General features: G+C 34.4%; 17 protein-coding genes. 1 reads left to right on the forward strand and 16 read right to left on the reverse strand.

The features are described 5' to 3' along the window. Positions 1-366: 366 nt before the first annotated feature. The 3 genes from QNH29_RS28460 to acsA all read right to left on the reverse strand — a co-directional run bounded on the left by QNH29_RS28460 (position 367) and on the right by acsA (position 5,123). On the reverse strand, positions 367-975 hold the full coding sequence (locus tag QNH29_RS28460) for a DUF3267 domain-containing protein (protein WP_283862588.1): 609 nt from the start codon (positions 973-975) through the stop codon (positions 367-369). 1,071 nt (positions 976-2,046) lie between these two features. Then, positions 2,047-3,312 (reverse strand): L-lactate MFS transporter, encoded by a 1,266-nt coding sequence (locus QNH29_RS28465; protein WP_283862589.1) that lies wholly within the window; start codon positions 3,310-3,312, stop codon positions 2,047-2,049. 95 nt (positions 3,313-3,407) lie between these two features. After that, entirely contained in the window at positions 3,408-5,123 is a 1,716-nt protein-coding gene (acsA, locus tag QNH29_RS28470) for an acetate--CoA ligase (protein WP_283862590.1), read from the reverse strand. A gap of 275 nt (positions 5,124-5,398) precedes the next feature. Between acsA and QNH29_RS28475 the strand changes: the two genes are divergently transcribed. Continuing rightward, on the forward strand, positions 5,399-6,061 hold the full coding sequence (locus tag QNH29_RS28475; RefSeq protein ID WP_283862591.1) for a LytTR family DNA-binding domain-containing protein: 663 nt from the start codon (positions 5,399-5,401) through the stop codon (positions 6,059-6,061). Between the two features lie 1,112 nt (positions 6,062-7,173). On the opposite strand, the gene QNH29_RS28480 is transcribed toward QNH29_RS28475, so the two are convergent. The 13 genes from QNH29_RS28480 to QNH29_RS28540 all read right to left on the reverse strand — a co-directional run bounded on the left by QNH29_RS28480 (position 7,174) and on the right by QNH29_RS28540 (position 22,220). After that, positions 7,174-8,226 carry an SDR family NAD(P)-dependent oxidoreductase gene (locus tag QNH29_RS28480; RefSeq protein WP_283862592.1) on the reverse strand — a complete coding sequence of 351 codons (1,053 nt, stop codon included), beginning with the start codon at positions 8,224-8,226 and terminating at the stop codon, positions 7,174-7,176. Then, the gene (locus QNH29_RS28485; protein ID WP_283862593.1) at positions 8,207-9,577 is read right to left on the reverse strand and encodes a UDP-glucose dehydrogenase family protein; all 1,371 of its coding nucleotides are present in this window, start codon (positions 9,575-9,577) and stop codon (positions 8,207-8,209) included. Before QNH29_RS28485 ends, QNH29_RS28480 begins: the two co-directional genes overlap by 20 nt. A gap of 77 nt (positions 9,578-9,654) precedes the next feature. After that, the gene (gene murJ / locus QNH29_RS28490; protein WP_283862594.1) at positions 9,655-11,190 is read right to left on the reverse strand and encodes a murein biosynthesis integral membrane protein MurJ; all 1,536 of its coding nucleotides are present in this window, start codon (positions 11,188-11,190) and stop codon (positions 9,655-9,657) included. A 16-nt stretch (positions 11,191-11,206) separates the two neighbouring features. Continuing rightward, on the reverse strand, positions 11,207-12,298 hold the full coding sequence (locus QNH29_RS28495; protein ID WP_283862595.1) for a polysaccharide pyruvyl transferase family protein: 1,092 nt from the start codon (positions 12,296-12,298) through the stop codon (positions 11,207-11,209). Between the two features lie 127 nt (positions 12,299-12,425). Beyond that, positions 12,426-13,448, reverse strand: a complete 1,023-nt coding sequence (locus QNH29_RS28500; RefSeq protein ID WP_283862596.1) for a glycosyltransferase family 2 protein — start codon at positions 13,446-13,448, stop codon at positions 12,426-12,428. A gap of 172 nt (positions 13,449-13,620) precedes the next feature. Then, positions 13,621-14,607, reverse strand: coding sequence for an EpsG family protein (locus QNH29_RS28505; RefSeq protein ID WP_283862597.1), 987 nt, complete (start codon positions 14,605-14,607; stop codon positions 13,621-13,623). Positions 14,608-14,904: 297 nt separating this feature from the next. Beyond that, a complete protein-coding gene (locus QNH29_RS28510) occupies positions 14,905-15,801 on the reverse strand; it encodes an ATP-grasp fold amidoligase family protein (RefSeq protein ID WP_283862598.1) in 897 nt (298 codons plus the stop codon). Further along, entirely contained in the window at positions 15,791-16,897 is a 1,107-nt protein-coding gene (locus QNH29_RS28515) for a glycosyltransferase family 4 protein (protein WP_283862599.1), read from the reverse strand. The genes QNH29_RS28510 and QNH29_RS28515 overlap by 11 nt, the downstream gene beginning before the upstream one ends. 3 nt (positions 16,898-16,900) lie before the next feature. Further along, complete coding sequence (locus QNH29_RS28520) at positions 16,901-17,518, reverse strand: acetyltransferase (protein WP_283862600.1); 618 nt, start codon at positions 17,516-17,518, stop codon at positions 16,901-16,903. A gap of 8 nt (positions 17,519-17,526) precedes the next feature. Continuing rightward, entirely contained in the window at positions 17,527-18,159 is a 633-nt protein-coding gene (locus QNH29_RS28525; protein WP_283862601.1) for a sugar transferase, read from the reverse strand. Then, positions 18,159-19,274, reverse strand: coding sequence for a DegT/DnrJ/EryC1/StrS family aminotransferase (locus tag QNH29_RS28530; protein ID WP_283862602.1), 1,116 nt, complete (start codon positions 19,272-19,274; stop codon positions 18,159-18,161). Before QNH29_RS28530 ends, QNH29_RS28525 begins: the two co-directional genes overlap by 1 nt. A 183-nt stretch (positions 19,275-19,457) precedes the next feature. Next, positions 19,458-20,339: a UTP--glucose-1-phosphate uridylyltransferase GalU gene (galU, locus tag QNH29_RS28535; RefSeq protein WP_283862603.1), complete on the reverse strand. Its 882-nt coding sequence runs from the start codon at positions 20,337-20,339 to the stop codon at positions 19,458-19,460. Between the two features lie 54 nt (positions 20,340-20,393). Then, complete coding sequence (locus tag QNH29_RS28540; RefSeq protein WP_283862604.1) at positions 20,394-22,220, reverse strand: polysaccharide biosynthesis protein; 1,827 nt, start codon at positions 22,218-22,220, stop codon at positions 20,394-20,396. Positions 22,221-22,401: the final 181 nt, after the last annotated feature.

Consider the following 22,401-nt stretch of genomic DNA (forward strand, 5'->3'; position numbering starts at 1 on the left):
CCATGCAAAGTATCGCCTTTCCAATACTAGGCTTTGCATGAGTGGAAGAAGTATCAGATAGTCGTAAGCGATTATCCAACTGTAACACCCCCTTTAAATGGAATTTTACGCATAAGGAACCTAGCAATCAAGTATACTTTACACTCTTTTCTACTTATCCCCTATCTCGACAATCTTCACATATTATCATTACCACAAATGTTGATATAACAACGGTTACAGCGAATCTAATCAAACGTTTGGTTAGTCATGATTTTTCTAACTAAACGTTTAATTAAAAGTGCCTTAAACCCTTATGAAAAAAGAAAATTGGATTGTTATTTCTAAAAATATTTGTCGAGATAAAAGTACTTCATCCAACTATATTTATATTCGTTTCCAATAAGTATTGGTCCCATTATTTTTTAGAATTGCATCTTGCGGAACCTGCTTCATTATCAGAAGGAGATTTAAGAGATCCACGGATGATGCCATAGCGTTTAGAATGATCAAAAATTTTAATGTCGGTGTTAATAGTCCAAATACACCTAATAGCAATGGCAAAATGATTGAAATAATCATAAAAGGAGCAATGGTAATGAAGAGATATCTTGATTTTGAAATCTCCTCCTCCGTTACAACAAACCCTCCGAAAAGAGTAAGACCTATATATGTTTTTTCGGATTGAATTAAATGAGGGATGAAAATCAGATGAAGTAATTCGTGAAAGATCACAAGTAAAACGATCCAAAAAATAATGCCTAAGTTAATGGATATTGATATGGAATTGGATGTCATTCCGTATTCGCTTAAGGAAATGGAAGAAAAGATAGTAATGATCCCAATCGAGATCATGGCTGCGACAATCATCAAAGGAATCGATAACAAAATAGCACTCATTAAATTCTTAGGTTCTTTCATTGGAACCCAATCATTGTTAATTAAATCCACATGTAAACGATGGTCACTTTTTGGCAGTTTGTTCACAAATTTCATTAAAACACCCCTCCACTCAATTCTCAATTCAAGACAAGTTTATTGAGTACACCCTCCATCCCCTTATACATATTAACATATTTATCCAACTGTCTTAAAAGTACAACTGTTCCTTTCAACCTTTATTGAAGGTCAAACCTAAATGTCCCATCGACAAAAACCGGGGAGTGATCATGGTGCTGCCTGCATAGATATGCTTAACCTAATTCAGAAATTTCTTATTGGCTGGTTTGAGCAACTTAATTATGCTCCTGCTTAAACTAATGCTATTTTTATGCCAAAATTAAATATTGAAAAAAAAAGATTAGGAGGAACTTACCAACCTAAACGGACACGGTTGCCCTTAACATTTCTGGATAGTAATAGTGGCAGGAATATTATGCGTCATGCAATTTGCCTTTTCACTGAACTAGTGACATTAAAAAGACTGCAAATACTATTGATTTTTCTAGTGTGGTATTTAACTATATATAAGCAGATTGGGGCAGTTTGAAAGATCCAAAAATCTCCTCTATCCTAATTAGTGTCATCAGTTAATAGGGGAGGTCGTTTTTGAAAAGACAGCTGCTCAATTGATCTTGTTATTTTACATTTTCCAACAGATATTAAATTTAGCCATATAAAAAACTGCACCTCCAATTGTTAGTTTTGTGTCTAACAATTGGGGTGCAGTTCATTTTGCTGCTACGGTGGGGGGGCCTGGTTCTCTAGTACGTTTTTTCGAAAGAAATATGCGCTAACTTCATGCACAATCCATTTCAGATCTTCTCGTAAGATTTCAAGAAAATCGTCAACCCGGCCACCCAACAATATTCAGCTGCAACTCCATTCTATCACTGATAAGCTATTTAAAAACCTATCAAACTTCGTTAAAAAATCGGGGAGTGACATCACCAATATTCATGGTAATTGACATACATCTTTTTCTGCCCATACATGAAGACAAAAATGTGGACGCCGTGAAGTGTCATTTTATTTCTATGAAATTAAAGTGACATTTTCACAGGTCTAAAACCGTCCCCCTAGTCACATTCCAGCAACAAAAAGCCACCAGAACCGTCCCCTAGGACCTTAAGCAATTCCTTGTTGCTGTTTTTGTTTGGCCTCTATTTCGAACTTTTTGATGTCTAATCGAAGTAAGATCGAGACAAGGAATGCGACGATAATTAATGCTGTAAATACATAGAAGACAGGGATGTAGCTTTCTGTTCTTTCTCTAATTTGTGATACTAATAGTGGACCTAAAATGCCGCCTAACGACCATGTTGTTAATAAATAGCCGTGAATGGCACCAAGTTGCCTGGTTCCGAATAAATCTCCGATGAATGCAGGGAGGTTTGAGAAGCCGCCGCCATAACAGCTCACAACAATTAAAATTAGTGCTTGGAACAATAATACATTTGTTGTATTCGGAAGTGTTAAAAAAGCGATTAATTGCAGGATAAAGAACGTCATGAATACGGTATTTCGGCCGATATAATCGGAAATGGCTGCCCAGCCAAGTCTTCCGCCGCCGTTAAAGATCCCCATGATCCCTACCATCGCAGCTGCTCCAGCTGCTGATAATCCAACGACTTCTTGAGCCATAGGAGAAGCGACAGAAATCATCATAATCCCAGCGGTGGTATTAATGAGCATCATTGTCCATAACATCCAAAAACGCTTTGTTTTCACAGCTTCTTTTGCAGTTAATTGTGATAAATCTTTTTTAACGACTTTTTTACCAGATGCAATATCTTTTTTCAACCCCTGCGGCATCCACCCTTCAGGTGGGGGTGCGATATAGGAAGCTCCTAGTACCATAAGAACAAAATAACTGATCCCCAAAATATAAAAATTCATTTGAATGCCGATTGATTCCATTAGGCTAGCTGCAACTGGGGCTGTAATCAGAGCTCCCGTACCAAAACCCAAAACGGCCATACCAGTGGCTAACCCTCTACGGTCAGGGAACCATTTAACGAGTGTCGACACTGGAGAGATGTAACCAAGGCCCATTCCTAACCCACTTGCTAATCCATAGGTAAGAAGGAAAAGAAAGAGGGAATCAATCGCAACGGCAACACCAGCACCAGCTTGGCCAGCTCCAAATAGTATCGCTGCAAGAATCGCTGATTTTCTTGGACCATTTCGTTCAACAAAATTGCCAAAGAAAGCTGCTGCGATCCCTGCGAGTGCCATCATAATCGTAAAGGATAGCGTAATTCCTGTCTTTGACCAGCCCATTGCATCATGAATGGGATTTGTATAGACACTGTACGCGTATGCAGCACCAATGGAAAGGTGGATCGCAATTGCCGATAAAGCGATCAACCACCTGTTTTTACTAGTTTTCATGTATTTCCTCCTTCAATAATATGATAGTTTTTAAACATCTCGGCTCACGAATAGAAGGGGCGACCTATCCATTCATGAGCAGCCACAGATTCCTACTAGTCTTCCATTGTAGATAAATCACCTGTCGGAAGGTCCAGCTCCCAAGCCTTTAACACTCTTCTCATAATTTTACCGCTTCTTGTTTTTGGCAATTTATCTTTAAATTCAATTTCTCTTGGAGCAGCATGTGCAGCCAATCCTTTTTTTACAAAGTTACGGATATCTTCTTGAAGTTCAGCGCTTTGTTCATATCCATCTCGTAACGCAATAAATGCTTTAATAATTTCCCCGCGCACAGGATCTGGTTTTCCGATGACCCCAGCCTCAGCTATAGCTGGATGTTCAACAAGTTTGCTTTCGATTTCAAAAGGTCCGACACGTTCACCTGATGTCATGATTACATCGTCGATACGTCCTTGGAACCAGAAATATCCGTCTTCATCCATGTAGGCCGAGTCTCCCGAAACATACCAATCTCCTGCAAGAAAATAGGATTTATATTTTTCTGTATTATTCCAGATCGCTCTCATCATTGATGGCCAGCCTTTTTTGATTGCTAGATTGCCCATTCGGTTTGGAGGCAGGACGTTCCCTTCGTCATCGACAATCGCAGCTTCGACCCCTGGAATTGGTTTGCCCATGGAACCTGGTTTCATTTCCATGGAAGGATAGTTACAAATGAGCTGGGATCCCGTTTCCGTCATCCACCATGTATCATGGATTCTTAAGTTCATGATTTTCATTCCCCAGCGGATTACTTCAGGATTTAGCGGTTCACCTACACTTACAACATGTCGCAACGAAGAAAGATTATAGTTTTTAATAAGCTCATCTCCAGCTCCCATTAACATTCGGAAAGCTGTCGGAGCACTATACCATACGGTTACGTTATAATTTTCAAGAGTCTGATACCAATCAGAAGGACTAAATCGTCCACCACGGATGACGTTTGACACACCCGCAAGCCAAGGAGCAAAAACTCCATAAGTGGTTCCTGTTACCCAGCCCGGGTCTGCGGTACACCAGTAGACATCATCGTCTTTTAGATCGAGGACCCATTTAGCAGTTTGGTAATGTTGGATCATCGCGTTGTGTACGTGTAAAACGCCTTTTGGCTTTCCTGTTGAACCGGACGTATAATGAAGGATCATTCCATCTTCACAATCAACCCATTCAACATCGAGCGTGGTGCTTGCTTGTTCAAAGTTTTTAGTAAAATCAATGTACGTTTCATCTTCTTTTACATCTTCTCCAACGATAACAACTTTCTTAAGATTAGGAAGTTCGTTAACTGGAACACGTTTGAGCAGTTCAGAGGTTGTGACAAGGACTTTTGCGTTGCTGTCTTCAAGGCGATCCTTTACAGCCCCTTCCATAAAAGCCTCAAATAATGGCCCAACAATGGCACCAAGCTTTATTGTTCCTAGTAAAGCGAAATAGAGTTCTGGAGAACGGGGCATAAAGATGAACACTCGATCACCTTTGTTTACGCCAATATTTTTTAAAACATTTGCAGCTTTATTCGAGTAATCTTTCATTTCTTTATACGTATATTGTTCTATTCTATATGGATCTGAATAATAGAGAGCCACTTTGTTGGCTTTTTCCGTCTCGGCGTGGCGGTCGATGGCTTCATGTGCGATGTTAACAAGGCCCGTTGTGTGCCAAGAAAAATTCTGCTCTACTTGAGTCCATTGAAATGAGTTGTATACTTCATCATAATTTTTTAAGTTGTAATGATCCTTTTTTGCAGAAAGAGTTTGTGTTGTCATTTTGTATATCCTCCTCATAAATTTTATTAGTTCTTTTATCATTTGAAGCGCTTTCATTCTTGTGTATAATAAAAAAGTGATACAGGGAAGTATGAGTAAAACTTTTATGAAATGCTTCCTTAATATTTAGATAATTCCAGCTATTCTAAAAATATATAGTAAATTGATTACTTTGTGACAAAAAAGTGACAAACCATAATATTCCATGACAGAATAGAAATAACTGCGATAAAACAATAAATAGATGGATGATTTTGGAATGGGGGAGAGAAATCATGAAAAGAAATGTTGTTCACCAATTTTCGAAATTTATTGAAGATTGGGTTCCAGCAGAGGCTTCTATCGCAATTGCAGGTGGAGATAAGTATGTATCGTACATCCCCGGAAGTCATGATATTCAAATTACACAAGGTCAGCCGGTCCCTTTGGGGAGTATAACCGAGCGTGTCTATTCACAGAAACGTCGAGTTGAATCGTTGGTGGATGAAACCGTTTTTGGTACTCCTTATTATGGAGTTGGTTACCCGCTTGAGGATGCGGAAACAGGTTTTAGCGGGGCTTTAACCGTTATTCTGCCGCCGGAATATTCGTTTAAAAAGCACAAACCGCTTTCTTTTATCGTCGGTAGAAAAGATGACCTGTGGATTCCGATCTCTATTGAACAGGTGATGTATATAGAAAGTAAAGACAAGAAAACATTCATTTATACAGAGGATGGCTGTTATCATTCAAAATTTCCTCTTAAAACACTGCAACAACGAATACCAGACACGTTTATCCGAATTCATCGCTCTTATATCGTAAATATTTCTTCAATTAAACACATCTCCCGTGACCTGATATCCAATTTAGAGGTCACATTAAAAGGACCAGAGAGTACCGTTCTTCCCGTAAGCCAGAGCTACGTCCAGCACGTTCGAAAAAACTTAGGATTTTGAGGTGAGGTGTCTAGTGCAGTAAATAGACAAAAGCACCATAAAAAGGACCACCTTTTTCATAGTAATATGGAAGTACCTATCACAGAACTTCCAATTACCATCACTCACCACAAAAGACGTTCTAGAAGAATATCTAGTACTGATGTTTAAGAAGCAAATGAACAGAATTTCACTTCTAAAAAATTACCTCTACGATTATTTTAAGCCTTCAATTTTAAAGCTTTTTATAATTATGAAGTGTAACATTTTTATACACTCTAAAATCTCTGAAACTATTGATATATCAACACTTTTAGGAGGTACATGGAGCAAGGGTTTGAGGGGAATTATGGGAAAACAAGACGCTTTTTAACAGTTATATAAATGAATAAAATAAAATATGATCGGACAAAAAAGAAAAAATCCCCCTGAATTGGTCAGGAAGATTTATAACTTTAATATACAACACCAAAATACTCACTAGGAAAACCATGCCATGTATCTTTATCAAACCGATGTTCAACCGCAACCTTTTCTCTGCAGAATTGGCACTTTCGATAATGTCTTTTTCTTGAATTATTGTTTTCATTAGTAACTCAAAAATCATCATTTGCTGCTGCTCTTACTTTAATGACTGAAAAGTCTCCCATGCTAATTTTACCACGTTAAAACTTTAACCGAGCGGGGGTCTGACCCCAAATTTCCTAGAACTGTCGTTGCTAGTTCTAGTCCTCCCTAGAATACGTTGTATTTTAAATATAGCCATTACATAATTTTAAATGCTTATTTTGCGCATTAGCATGGTTCTCTCTGTTTCGGAATAATTTTGGACATGTAATCCATCAAACTTTGGGCACCTAAAGCCTTCAATCTAATAACCTTTAATTATTAATAACAATTGTATTCTTTGCTAATAGTCGTTGAAGTTTTATAGTATTTTACCCCAGAGATTACATTCTTTATTGATTCATTTGCTATAATTTAATATGCTGGCCAGAATAGCCTATGTACCTATACGCCGTATAAGTATAATGGAAAATTAAGAATAGAGCAGACTGATTAACTAATGTCAGGCTGCTCTTTTAATTTGTTATTCTGCACTATTACCTGTTTATACACCTAAATTAGAGGCTTCAACATGTTAGTATATGATCAAATATATACTTCTTCTTATAGTACTCAACATACCAATCAGCAAACTTTTGCAATCCTTCTTCTATCGATGTCTCTGGCTTAAATCCAACAGCCTTTTGTAGCAAATCAGTAGAAGCAAAGGTAGCAGGTACATCACCAGGCTTAATAGGTTCAAATACCTTCTCAAAAAGGACTTCCTTACCTAGAGCCTTACTCAAAGCTTTCTCAAGTGTTCCGATAAACACCATTAGTTTTTCTGGGCTGTTATTTCCTATGTTAAAGACTTTATGAGCGACATCTCCCGTTGGAGGGTTACTAATAAGCCTCTCTATGCCTTCTACAATGTCATCTATATAAGTAAAATCACGATAAAGATCATTCTCAAAATCACCGTTGTTGAAAATCTTAATTGGCTCTCCGGAGAAATACTTATCAGTAAATCCAAAATAGGCCATGTCGGGACGTCCCATTGGTCCATAAACGGTGAAAAAACGTAGTCCTGTGGCTGGAATCTTATATAAGTGGCTATAAGTATGTGCCATTAATTCATTGGACTTCTTTGTTGATGCATATAGTGATACAGGATTATCCACAAAATCTGTTTCTTCAAAAGGAACTTTTTTATTAGCACCGTAAACCGAACTAGAAGAAGCGTAAACGAGATGATCTACAGGATAGTATCTACATGCTTCAAGAATGTTATAAAAACCAATAATATTGCTTTGAATATATACATCTGGATTGTCAATAGAGTACCTAACACCAGCCTGAGCCGCCAAATTGACAACAACGTTTGGCTTATATTCTTCAAAAAGATTTGTAATCGCATCCTTATCCGAAATATCCCCCTTAATAAAAGTGAAATTTTGATAAGGTTCAAGATTCTCCAAACGAGCATGTTTGAGATTTACATCATAATAATCATTAATATTATCAATTCCTACAACTCTACATCCTTGTTCCAATAGCTTTCTAGATAAGAAATATCCGATGAAACCTGCTGCTCCCGTTATAAGATATGTTTTACTAGTATTAAGAGTTTTGTAATTCAAGGTTCTTCAACTCCTTCATACCTTCTCTAGTAGCAGGTCTTCTTCCGATAGAATGATATTCTACCCCAGCTTCTTGCATTTCTTCAACAGGATATATATTTCTACCATCGTAAACTAAAGGAGTTCTCATCAACTTCTTATATGTTTCAGGAGTCACTGCTTTTACTTCTCCCCACTCAGTGAAAATAAAGCAAACATTTGCGCCTTCTAAAGCATGCTCTATATTAGAAACAAATGTGATACTACCTTTGCCATTTTTACCTTCTGGATGCATTTTAGCAAAATTAGCTGCACCGACAGGATCATAGGCATAAATATCTGCACCTTGTTCTAATAATAATGGTACATTTTCAAGGGATGCTGCTTCTCTTAAATCGTCAGTACCTGGTTTGAATGTTAATCCTAGTACTGCTACTTTTAGACCATTAAAGGTGATAAGTCGCTTACTGGCTTTTTTGTATAATAATGTTTTTTGTTCTTTATTCACATCAATGGCAGCCTTAACTGTTTTAAGTTCATAGCCTTGCTGTCTAGCAATATACTCTAGTGCCTTTGTATCCTTAGGGAAACATGAACCACCATAACCAATGCCAGCATTTAAGAACTTACTTCCGATACGTTCGTCAAAACTCATTCCGCGAGCAACATCCTGGATATCCGCTCCGACTAATTCACAAAGATTTGCAATATCATTCATATAAGAAATCTTAAGAGCAAGGAAATCATTAGAAGCATACTTAATCATTTCTGCTGATCTTCTATTGACTGAAACAATAGGCAAATGAAATGGTTCATAAATATTCATTAATAATTTTTCCGCCCATTTACTTTCTGTACCTATAATAATTCTATCAGCATGCAATGTATCCTTTACCGCTGAACCTTGTGCTAGGAATTCCGGGTTTGAAGCCACTTCTACTTTCACATCATTGATTAAAAAGTCTTGAATAAATTGCTCTACTTTATCATTCGTTCCAATCGGAACTGTCGATTTTACAACGACTAGGCAATCTTTTTCTACTGATTCAGCAATTTGCCTTGCTACAGTTGCAATATAAGAAAGATTAGCGGATCCATCTGGCTGTTCAGGAGTACCCACTCCAATAAATATTGCATCTGCATTTTTATATGCATTCTTATAATCAGTAGTATAATCAATTCTTCCATCTGCGAAATTTTTCTGCATCAACTCTTCTAAACCATCTTCATATATTGGGGATACGCCTGATTTCATTATATTTACTTTTTTTTCATCAATATCAACACAGGTTACTTGATGACCAACTTCTGCAAAACATACGCCTGCAACTAAACCTACATAGCCTGTTCCTGCGACCGCTATTTTATACATTAACATACATCCTTTATGGTTTTATATGAAATATTTTTCTGTTTGATTTAATACTTTACTCCTATTTATCATGTATACTACAACCTATTAACCTTTTTATTCTTTTTTATTTTACCCTTTATGGCATTAATAATTATGTTTACATCATCTATTCTCATTAGAAGAATGATAACCAAATATGAAATAGAACCAACTACTATAGAAATAAACAGTGAAATGTTTTGACTAACAAGTATTATTAACAAGTCAAAACATAATTTGGAGGTTAATCCCATAATTAAAGAAGAAAATGTTATTTTCAAAATTGACTTACTAACATTTTTTAATTTTAGAGGGCCTATCTTAATACGTAGTGAAATAAACAATAATATAGCAGTAAATATTGCAGAAATACTAGTAGCCAGAGCTAATCCACCTACACCTAAATGTTTTGATAGGATTATATTAAGAATAATATTCAAAATGACTCCAATTACTGCATTGATCATAGGCGTTTTGGTGTCTTGCAATGAATAGAATGCATTAGATAAAATTTCTCTAAAGCCCACACCAATCATTCCTAGTGAGTAAAAAAATAAAACATTAGATGTCATTAATGTTGCCTTTGAATCAAATGCCCCTCTTCCAAAAAGTAGTTGTACAATTGGTTCAGCAAAGATTAATGTTCCCACAGTAGCCGGTATTAATAATAAGCTAACCCCAGTTAAAGATTCAGTAAGTTTTCCTTTTAGACCTTTTATATTTTTATTTGCAGCCATTTTAGATATCATAGGATACATTACTGTAGTAATAGAAGTAACAAATATACCCAGAATAAAAAAGTTAAGTCTATTGGCATAGTTTAAGGCAGATATTCCACCTAATTCTAATTGAGAAGCAATCGTCCGATCAATAAGTGTATTAATTTGATTAACAGATGTTCCTAAGATAACTGGTAAAGCTAAAATTATCATTTTCTTTAAATACTTATCTTTTAGCGATGTAGTAAATTTATGTTTATAACCACTTTTAATGGCAAATGGAATCAATAATAGTAATTCCAATGCCATAGCAATTACTATTCCAACTGGAAGAAATTGTTCTCCCAAGGTACCGCTAATTACTATAAAAGCCACAATAGCAAAATTAAAAGGTATACCTAATAACGCCGGTATATTAAATTTACCTTTAATTTGTAAGTATCTAGTAAGTATAAAGACAATCCCTGAGAAAAATATGCCAAGTACACTTATTCTTGTAAACTTTACAGCTAACTTTAATGTTTCACCCTCAAAACCTGATGCAAATATTTTAACAATATTTACCGTTTGGGTTAAGGTAAGGAAAATAATTACAGCACAAATCAGAATAACTAAATTAATCATATTACTAGTAAATCGATTAGCTACTGCAATTCCCTTTTGTTTTTCTATTTCAACATACATAGGGATATAGCTTGTTGCTATTCCAGCTCCTATAAATGCAAAAATGGTCCCTGGAATGGTTAACGAGATTAAGTATGCATCACTAATCATTGAAGTTCCATAAAAATATGATAATGCAATTTCTCTACCAAATCCAAAAAATTTAGATATCACTGCTAATATCATTAGCACTAATGCAGTTTTTCTCATACCATCCACCGTTTAATCAAATTAATTTTTCAATATCCTTTAATTCTGAAATCATAATATCTTTAAATACATCAGGACTTTTTATATCTGGAATAGAATATTGGCTTTGTATTATATCAAAACTTTGTAAATTTGTAGAAGTATTATTTATATTGAATCTAAAATTATGATTTATTGTATTTAAAAATTCCGTGCATTTAGGATGGTATTCAACAAGCATAAACGGTATCTCTAACGCATAAGCCAATATACCTGAATGTAATCTGACTCCAAATACGAAATCACAATTATTCATTTCATTAATCATTTCTTCGGTGTTATTTGTATAATCAACGATTCTTGTTTTAACCCTATTATTAAAATAATTGCTAAACTGCTTTGTTATTTTAAGATCACCGATTTTAGAGCTTCCATTAAATACAATAAAAACAAATTCTTCAATATTATTATATTTTTTAAGAATCTCATTTAAAAATTGTTTAATTGCCTCTTCACGTAATTGTTCATTTTTTAAATCTTTTCCATTATAACTTTCATAACGGCATAAACTAATTGCAATTTTTATTTTGTCGGACTTTCTCTTTTGATCCTTCAATTTTGGATAAACCTCTTTAATTAAAATTGCATTATCAAAACAAAAGCTGCTTTTAACTTCCATTTCATCAGCAATTTGTACTGAAGAATAATCTCTTACTGAGTTAAATTTAAACTTGTTTAATAGGTCTCTTGTTAAATCATAATCATTTCTACTATCAAATGGTCCTATTGAAGTACCAATTGCACCAGTCTTTTTGTACAAAAAAGGTATTTTTCTTAAATAAAATTTTAAATCTTTATACCCTGAACCTCCGCCAGAAAAAAGAGATCCACCAAAGTAAATTATCCTATGAACAAAAAGGCATACTACAAGTTCAACGCCTCTTCTTAAAAGTTCATTTTTTATCTCTATCCTTTTTGTCCCTTTAGAAATAATCGGTAAATCTTTTCCAATTATAATTGGTGTGCAATTATTCCATAAATTATTACATATCCATTCTGCTGTTACAGCAAAGATGTCATCACCAAGGTTCTTATATCCGTAGTAACCTTTAAAATATATTTTCTTCATTTTTTACTCCTTCTGATCTGTAAATAGTTCAAAACCTTACTCTAAAAGATAATAGAGTATTGATATGTTTATATACATCACTTGTTGTTTTGGTGAATACAAGACCTTTTGGCATTTTTATACTTTATTAATTTGCTTGTTTAATTGTCCGAAGTTTTGTAACAATAAGTTTTAAATAGCTTAATAATTTTAATTTGTTTTTCATAATTAAAAAAATAGGGAGTTTTCTTAGTAATGAAAGACTTCTAAACGAAGTACTATAAGCTTCATAGAAGAAAGAATCTGATTGTATTTCTTTGAGCACATTGACAAATTCTTTTTCTCGTCCCCTTATGTTTGCTTGGGAATAAAGAGCAATTCCACTTACATTTTTCAATGTTCTTATAGATAGTTCATTGATATACTTTTCGGTATTCATATCCCACTTAGAAAGATACCCCTTTTTTGCAATTGTTATTAATTTAAACCCATTATAAACATTAGGTTGAAACTTCCTAGTCATACTAGTCTTTATTATTCTATAATTATATAAAATTTCATCAATATACTTTATCTTTTTTGCATTTGTTAGAGGTTCTAAAGTAAACAATACATCATCTCCCATCGAAATTGGAGGATAGTGTCGAACTTTATTATTATCAAAGCATTTAGTTTTTATAGCTTTAGTCCATAAATTATTTAGACTAGAATCTGTTATGAATTTTTCATATACTATTTTTTTATTACTATCTTCAAATATCGTTCCATCTTTAAATAATTTTTCACTTTGAAAAACACCGCCATTTTCAATAAAGTTTTCAGCTCTATAAATAATAATATCTGGTTCATCAATAAGTATATGTTTTTTTAATTGTTCAAGTGTGTATTCCTTTAATGTATCATCAGCATCTAAAAAAACCACATAGTCCCCTAAAGCATTATCAACACCTTTTATCCTTGCATGGAAAGAACCTGAATTTTCTTGATGTATTACCATTATCCTTTTATCTGTTGCGGCATAATTATCAGCTATATCACCACAATCATCATTAGAACCATCATTTACAATGATTAGTTGGAAATCTCCTTCCGTTTGTTTTAATACAGATTCAATACAATTACCAATATATTTTTCAGAATTATACATTGGAACTACTATACTAAACAGCATTATTTTACTCCCCTTATAATTTCATAGTATTCATTTGCCCTAAATCTCTAAAAACGTAATATAAATTTATTTTCTTTTTATAAAATTCATGTACATCCGTCGGAATTAGGTAATTGTTATTGGTTTTCTCAAAAGCAGGAATCAAAAGTACAAAGGTATTAAACTTTAGTAATCAATAAAGCAATTTGAGAGGTTCATATAATGAGTAAGTTCCAAAATACACAAACAACAAAATGCTAATAATTATGCAAATAATAATCCAAATAAATTGGAATCGAGATTCCATTTTTATTGCAGGATAATATAACAATATTGGAATTAGGAACCAGGCATATGAAGCTAACCTATCTGAAAAACCAATGAAACCAAACAGTACGTAAATAATACTAAATGATAAATAAGCCTTTAATAGCCATTCAAAAATTTTATCATTCATTAAAAATCTATTACGAAAGTACAAGCCCCAAACAATCCAAATAGAAGTAAAGATAAGAAAATCAATCCGATTAACTGACCCGTATATAGAAACAACAGATTCAGAAGAATAGCTTATTACAGAATCCCCTAATCTTCCACCAAATAAAACAGCAATATTTGTCATTAGCTTTTGGTTAATACCAGTGATTAATAATATGGAACTAATTACAAAAACGATACAAAGATTTTTTATTGAAATATTAAACCTTTTAACAATAAACAAGATTCCTGCAATAGATGCAGAAACATGAAATGATAATGTTATAATAAAAAATATGAATGCTTTCTTATAGTAATTGTCTGCCAAATAAACTATCATGAACATCAAGAAGCATATTGCAAAACCTTGACGTAACACATTTGAGAATAGATTATAAATTGGAAATAAACTTATATATCCAAACAGTATCAAAGGCAATGACTTAAATGATATATTTTTTTTCAATGCAGATACTATAATTATCCACATGATTATAGATGTAATTAATATGAAGAATGTCTTAGATGTATTGACTTTAGATAGCATCCACTGATAGGTCACAAACCCCGGTTCCCAACGTACACTTGATAGTGCAGCATACCAGGAAAGTGAACTACTAGCTTCGAAAACTCCCAAATAACGTACCATATCAATTCTCAATGGCATTAGGAGTACAACAATTATCATAAGGCTGATAATCATTATTATTACAAGATTTGTAAAGTAATTATTTCGTCTTGACTTTTTTGATTCTAGTTGACTTAAACCAACAAAGAATGCAACTAAATAGTAATATATCACTTAATTCAACCCTTACTTTATTATCTGTAAATTTATATGAGTTCCATTCGATGTACTTTTCATTTTCAAGGGTTCTTGGTACCATAGATATATACAGGTTTACATAACTCTAATACCTTATAGAGTAATTTTTTTAAATCCAATGGTCTCAAAAGAAAATAGTGGATATAATCCTCAATTACATAACAATCTCCGTAATTACCTTCTCTTTTCAGGTAATCCAAACTGCTCACCTAAAATAAAATCAAACTGATCGGGATCAAACTGAACATATCCAGTCCATGGATAAAATGTTAATTCCCCAAAATAAACCTTACCATTAACCCAATACAGATCTACACGAACAAAAGGAAAATCTTCAGCAAGTATATTAGCAACTCTCAACATTTCATCAAGTCCATCCGGTCTTGAGGCACTGTCACCAAAGTTAGGGTAATCTGTATTTACGTCAATAAAATTCCACTCAGTATCATAAATATTTCTTTTATGATCAATGTGCCTATCAACATCAAATACAATGTATTTTGCCTTTCCGTTAAAACAAATAAATTTATAATCATTAATTCCATCAAAAGAATTACTTTCATCTTCTAAATATTCTTCAACTATTATTTTTGGTACTATATCTTTATAAGACCACTCACGGCCTACCGAAAAATTATCTCGGTCCATCCAGTCATTTAGGGAATGTTTCACTATATCTAGTTGCAACTGTGATTTATCCTTGCACAAAATGTTTGTACCACTACCATTTGTAGTTTTAATAACAAACTTTTGAGGCAATATGTCTAAATTAATTTCATCAGTACTATTATAGGATGCATATAACTTATTTAATATTCCTTCCAGTCCTTTTGATTTTATATAATCACGCACCTCGTATTTATCTGCGCATTTTGTCATAAGAGGTGTCCTATAGTAAATTTTGTACCACTGAAGCTTTTCAGTCCAACGTTGGGGATTTTTTATATTTAGTTTCCTACCCATTTTCATTTTATATTGTAACTTTAACATCCAAGGATCTGGGATAAACCGCAAATAATGTAATAGTTTAAATCTCATCTCTTTATTCTTAATAATTTTCCTATAATCCAAACTCAGTCACCTCTATGTTTTCTATCTGCTCAAGATAATTATCAACTACAATCTTTCTATCAAACTCTTTCTCTACTTTTTTTCTCCCTGCCAACCCCATCTGTTTTTTATATCCATAGCTTAATTGGAGGAATTTCTCTATTTTCTGAATTAAATCTTCACTATCCTCTTGGTTAATAACGTACCCATTTACCCCATCATCAACAATTTCTCTACAACCGCTCCGATTTGTAGTTATAATTGGTCTACCACAAGCAGCACTTTCTAGTAATACATTTGACATTCCTTCAGGATAATACGTAGGATGGATCGTACAATGTGAGATTTTGTGAAATTCCCTAACATCACTTTGCTTGCCATGATATTTGATAATGCCTTTGTCTTGCATATCCTTCAGTTTTTCTTCGTATGTATCCTCACAAAAACCTACAATGTTAAATACTGTATTTGGATACTTTCTCTTAATGAAAGTAGCCGCATCTAAGTATTGATCAATACCTTTTTCTTTCATTACGCGAGATATAAATAAGAAATTAATAGATTTTTCCAAAGGATAATCCAATAAAGAATAATGGTTAAGATTCACACCAGATCCGGGTATTATTTTATGTTTACCATTAACAATCTTCTTTTTAATAAACAATTCTTCATTCTCTTTATTTTGAAAAAATACACACTTTGCCTTTTTTAATGATATTCTGTATAAAAGCATAGTTATTTTTTGTAAATAACCGCCATTTTCAACCGCAGTTCCTAACCCTGTAATATTTGCTATGCAAGTAACATTACTCATTCTACAAGCCAAACCACCGTAGACATTAGGTTTAATCGTATATGTTAAAACCACATTGGGCTTAATACTACTAATAATCCTTTTATAATTCATTAACAACTTAAAGTCAGTAATTGGGTTTGTCCCCCTCCTGCTTACTGGTGTGTCAATGAATTTACAGCCCAAACTTTTTAATTTCGGTACATACTCATCATTAGGTAATGAAATATAAACTTCATTATTGTTATTAATTAGTTCTTCTATTAATTCCTTTCTAAAATTATATAAACCCATACCAAAATTAGCTAAAATTAATATCTTCATACTTTATACTCTCCTCACCGGAACTCCTACATAGGTTCCAGGTTCCGTTAAATCCTTGACTACGACAGCACCTGCTCCAACTTTACAATCACTTGTGATGTTTAAATTATTACTTACTAAACTACCCACGCCTAACCAAGACCCTTTTCCCACTTTTACCGTCCCTGCTAAATGCACACCAGGTGATAAATGAACAAAATCCTCAATCATATTATCATGGTCTATCGTAGTACCCGTATTAATAATGCATCCTCTTCCTATTGTAGTACAACAGTTAACAACCGCACCGGCCATGATTACTGTTCCACTTCCTATCTTAACTTGTTCACCAATAACTGTTTTTGGATGTACCAGCACAGGAATACTAGCTCCCAATGTTTCAAGCCTCAATTGTATCTTTTCCCTAATAGAATTATTGCCAATACCCACAATAATATCGCAGGAATCTAGATGTTTAGAAACATCCTCTGAGGACCCAATAACATCTAATCCCATAATTGATTTAATGCTTTCATTATCATCTAGAAATGCAATAATCTTCCATATATTCATCCTCATTGCGATGTCAGCAATAACCTTCCCATGTCCGCTGGCACCGATTATGATAAGTTTTTCTCTCATATCTCTAATTACTCCTTTGAACTGCCTCTAAAAGGTTCAATCGTTGCTGCGGTTTCTGAGTTAATACCTTCTCTTACAAAAACCTTTTTAACTGTCATAATAATAATTTTCCAATCACTAATAAAACTTACATTGTCTACATACTCTACATCGAGGTTAAACTTATCTTCCCAACTGATCGCATTCCTACCGTTTACCTGCGCCAAACCAGATAAACCTGGCCTTACTTCATGGCGTCGTTTTTGATGATGATTATAAAGAGGTAAATACTGTACCAATAACGGTCTCGGTCCTATGATAGACATATCACCTTTTAAAATATTCAAAAGTTCAGGAAGTTCATCCAAGGAAGTTGAACGTAGTGTTTTTCCAAATTTCGTAAGTCTCGCACTATCTGGAAGTAACTCTCCGTTTTTATCTCGCTTATCAGTCATTGTTCGAAATTTAAACATCATAAAAACTTTTTCATTTAATCCTGGTCTTTTTTGTTTAAACAACACTGGGCTACCAAGCTGAACTCTTACTAGAATAGCAACTATCAAAAGAACAGGACTGAGAATTATAATAGCAATCAAAGATAATATGAAATCCATAGGCCTTTTTACTAATCTTCTATAGATGCCACTTTTAGAATTTGTCATTACTTTAACCACAATCCTTTAATAATCTCTACAACCCTCGCCAAATCACTATCTGTCATCTTTGTATCAGACGGCAAACAAACACCATTCTCGAATAGATTTTCAGAAACATTTGTCCCGACAAAATCATATTTCTTAAAAAAAGGTTGCTTGTGCATTGGCTTCCAAATAGGCCTTGACTCGATATTTTCCTTTTCAAGAACTTCCATAATGTCTAATGGTCTAACTTTTCCACTCAAAGTCATTGAACTCAACCAATAATTAGGTTCATTCCATTCATTACTTGGCATAAACTCAATACCTTCAAGTCCACCTAGTTCTCTTTTGTAATATTCAAAAATATAATTCTTCTTCTTTACTCTATTATCTAACACCTTAAGCTGCCCTCTTCCAATCCCAGCAACAATATTACTCATTCGGTAATTGAATCCTAATTCGCTATGTTGGTAATGTCTTGCAGCATCCCTAGATTGGGTAGCCCAAAATCTTGTTTTCTCAATTTTCTCTTCATTATCAGAAACCAGCATACCGCCACCTGATGTGGTGATGATTTTATTCCCGTTAAAAGAGAAAATCCCAAAATCACCAAAAGTACCAGTATGTTTTCCTTTATAGTAAGTACCTAAAGACTCGGCAGCATCCTCTATTAAAACAGCATTATACTTTTTACAAATTTCTACTATTTTATCCATATCAGCAGATAATCCATAAAGGTGAACTACAATCACTGCTTTAACATTTGGATATTTCTCAAAAGCTTCCTCTAACGCTTTGGGACACATATTCCATGTCTCATAATCACTATCTATAAAAACCGGAATAGCATTTTGATAAATAATTGGATTTGCAGTAGCTGAGAATGTTAGAGTTGGACAGAAGACAATATCTCCTTTTCCAACTCCTGCAGCTTTTAATGCTAAATGAATCGCAGCTGTTCCGGAAGATAATGCTGCCGCAGATTTTGAACCAACTTTAGACGCCAATTCCTGTTCAAACTGATTTACATTTTCTCCAAGCGGTGCAATCCAGTTGGTATCAAAAGCTTCCTTTACATATTGCATTTCATAACCTTCATCACTCATATGTGGTGATGAGAGAAATATTCTCTCTCCCATTGTCAAAGACATCCTTCCATGTTAAGTTAAATAATGTATAATAATTTTAGTCACTTAGGACTTAATTGGAATCTTCATATTCTATTGTCCAACTAACTCTTAATTAACCAACCTAAAGGACAATAACCCCTGCCTATTTTAATAAGGACATGACATTGACAGGGGCTTATATAAGTAAAATTCTTATTTCACTTTAATATCATCCATAAGCTCCTCAAGATAAGTAAGCAATTCCGTTCTTAACTCTGGATTATGCAAAGCAAACTCAATCGTTGTCTTCACAAACCCAATTTTCTCTCCCACATCATACCTTTTACCCTCAAAATCATAAGCAAACACTCTCTGAATCTGATTCAACTTCTGAATTGCATCCGTCAATTGTATCTCACCACCAGCCCCAGTCTGTTGTTTATCCAGGAACATAAAAATTTCAGGTGTCAGAATGTATCTTCCCATAATCGCAAGATTTGAAGGAACAGTTCCCGGCGCAGGTTTTTCAACAAAGTTATCCACCTGATATCTGCGGCCATCTTGAAGTGATGGTTCAACAATTCCGTAACGATGAGTCTCGTTATCAGGAACAATCTGTACTCCAATTATGGAAGAATGAGTTTCTTCATATATATTCATTAATTGTCTTAAGCAAGGTGTTTCACTTTGAACAATATCATCACCCAAGAGGACCGCAAACGGTTCATCACCGATAAAGTTTCTAGCACACCAAACCGCATGGCCTAACCCTTTTGGTTCCTTTTGACGTATATAATGGATATCCGCAAGATTCGTTGAGTAACGAACTTTGTCCAACAAATCTAACTTTCCTTTTTCCATCAGATTCTGTTCAAGCTCTGAAGCAAAATCAAAATGGTCCTCGATGGCACGTTTTCCTTTACCAGTCACAATAATAATGTCTTCAATTCCTGATGCAACTGCTTCTTCAACAATGTATTGAATGGTTGGCTTATCAACGATAGGAAGCATTTCTTTTGGTTGGGCTTTCGTTGCAGGAAGGAATCTTGTTCCCAATCCTGCAGCAGGAATGATCGCTTTCCGTACTTTTTTCATATAAATTCCACCTTCAGTAACTTTATTATCAAACTAAAAATATTACAATTATCCCTATTCTGCCGTAGTCAAAATAGGAGAACAATCAAACTTATTATTAGCCACAGCAATCAACGTATCATGCATTTCAACTTCAGGCATTTCTAATAGACCGCTTATTAACTTACCTAGCACCTCTGCTTGAAGTACATTCGCCTTCCCAATATGAATTTTAGGAAAAATACTTTCCGGATGCATCTCATTTTCATTCAGTAACTCTTCATACATCTTCTCTCCAGGTCGAAGTCCTGTAAAATGTATCCCGATTTCTTCTATATTATAGCCAGAAAGCTTAATCACATTTTTTGCTAAGTCAACAATCTTAACAGGCTCACCCATATCAAGAACAAACACCTCACCACCGCGAGCCAAAGATCCAGCTTGAATTACAAGACGGGAAGCTTCAGGTATGGTCATGAAATATCGTGTCATATCCTGATGAGTAACCGTAACTGGTCCGCCAGCTTGAATTTGTTTTTTAAACAATGGAATAACACTGCCACGGCTACCAAGTACATTTCCAAATCGAACCGCTACAAATTTGGTATTGCTGTGTTCCGCTAAACTTTGAATTATCATCTCTGCAAAACGTTTCGTTGCTCCCATTACGTTCGGAGGATTAACTGCTTTATCCGAAGAAATTAATACAAATGTACTAACACCAAAAGTATCTGCGGCTTCTGCTACGTTCTTTGTACCAAACACATTGTTCTTAACCGCTTCTCGAGGATTATATTCCATCAGTGGTACATGCTTATGTGCCGCCGCATGATACACTACAAATGGTCGATGTTGCTCCATTACATCAAACATCCTTGCTCGATCCTGAATATCCCCAATCACTGGAACAATCTCAATTTTATCTTGATATTGTTTTTTGAGTTCCATATCAATTTGGTAGATGCTGTTTTCGCCATGGCCGACCAACACAATTTTTCTAGGATTAAACTTACATATTTGTCTGCAAATTTCAGATCCAATTGATCCACCTGCGCCAGTTACTAACACCGTCTTGCCAGATACATATTCTGAAATACTATCAATATCCAACTCGACGGGATCTCTACCTAATAAATCCTCAACCTGAACTTCACGGAATTGATTGACTGAAATCTTACCCGTCATTAAATCCTCTAACTTAGGTATGATTTGTGTTTTTGCATTTGTTTTTGAACATTCCTCAAAAATACGATGTAACTCACTTTGTTTCAAGGATGGAATCGCAATCACAATATTTTCAATTTGATATTTTTCAACCGTTTGTGCAATACTATCTGAGTTTCCTACAACCGGTATTCCAAGGATATCAAGTTTGAATTTCTTTGGGTCATCATCAATAAATGCGACAGGCTTGAGGTCGATATCATGGTTGGTAAGTAGCTGTCTTGCTACCATCGTTCCACCTGAACCCGCACCAATGATCAATGTTTTTTTGATATCCTTTTGCTTATTCATGATGTTGTCTCGAAACATCCTCCACGAAAACCTAGAACCCCCGATTAATATCACATGAAGCATCCAGGTAATCATCAATGCTCTTACATATGTGTGATTAAAAACCATTAATTGCATCGCTGAAGTTACTAAAATCGAAAAGGTAACAGCTTTAACGATTGCAATTAGTTCACCGACACTCGCATATTGCCAAGCCTTATTGTAAAGATGATAAAAGGAAGCAAATAAATGATGGCAAACTAGTAGGGTAATCGCAGTAACAGTAACCATTTGAACATCAAAGGTGATTTTCGTAGGATCTATAGTCCAATAGCTTATGTAAATTGCTGTTAACACAATAATGGAATCCAATAAAGCAAGTGTCGTTAATCTTTTTTTATACGTCACCTAAATCATTCCCCCTTTATTTCTTTATTTAATTAAAGTAAAATTTTTGACAAAAAAATATAAATATCTAATGGAAACTCAGTTGAAACATCATCTGGCCTTTCATTAGATATTTATTATTATTACTTTTTTATTTACCATAAGGCCTTTAACCTTGCCTCACATCATGCTATTGACGACA

The sequence above is a fragment of the Neobacillus sp. DY30 genome (assembly GCF_030123065.1).
Taxonomy (GTDB): domain Bacteria; phylum Bacillota; class Bacilli; order Bacillales; family Cytobacillaceae; genus Neobacillus.

Coding starts and splice junctions, on each gene's coding strand:
- QNH29_RS28525 (WP_283862601.1), bottom strand. CDS start 18,159: ATGACAAATTCTAAAAGTGGCATCTATAGAAGATTAGTAAAAAGGCCT.
- QNH29_RS28485 (WP_283862593.1), bottom strand. CDS start 9,577: ATGTATAAAATAGCGGTCGCAGGAACAGGCTATGTAGGTTTAGTTGCA.
- QNH29_RS28465 (WP_283862589.1), bottom strand. CDS start 3,312: ATGAAAACTAGTAAAAACAGGTGGTTGATCGCTTTATCGGCAATTGCG.
- QNH29_RS28500 (WP_283862596.1), bottom strand. CDS start 13,448: ATGCTGTTTAGTATAGTAGTTCCAATGTATAATTCTGAAAAATATATT.
- QNH29_RS28475 (WP_283862591.1), top strand. CDS start 5,399: ATGAAAAGAAATGTTGTTCACCAATTTTCGAAATTTATTGAAGATTGG.
- QNH29_RS28505 (WP_283862597.1), bottom strand. CDS start 14,607: ATGATTATCAGCCTTATGATAATTGTTGTACTCCTAATGCCATTGAGA.
- galU (WP_283862603.1), bottom strand. CDS start 20,339: ATGAAAAAAGTACGGAAAGCGATCATTCCTGCTGCAGGATTGGGAACA.
- murJ (WP_283862594.1), bottom strand. CDS start 11,190: ATGAGAAAAACTGCATTAGTGCTAATGATATTAGCAGTGATATCTAAA.
- QNH29_RS28515 (WP_283862599.1), bottom strand. CDS start 16,897: ATGAAGATATTAATTTTAGCTAATTTTGGTATGGGTTTATATAATTTT.
- QNH29_RS28495 (WP_283862595.1), bottom strand. CDS start 12,298: ATGAAGAAAATATATTTTAAAGGTTACTACGGATATAAGAACCTTGGT.
- QNH29_RS28520 (WP_283862600.1), bottom strand. CDS start 17,518: ATGAGAGAAAAACTTATCATAATCGGTGCCAGCGGACATGGGAAGGTT.
- QNH29_RS28530 (WP_283862602.1), bottom strand. CDS start 19,274: ATGGGAGAGAGAATATTTCTCTCATCACCACATATGAGTGATGAAGGT.
- QNH29_RS28460 (WP_283862588.1), bottom strand. CDS start 975: ATGAAATTTGTGAACAAACTGCCAAAAAGTGACCATCGTTTACATGTG.
- acsA (WP_283862590.1), bottom strand. CDS start 5,123: ATGACAACACAAACTCTTTCTGCAAAAAAGGATCATTACAACTTAAAA.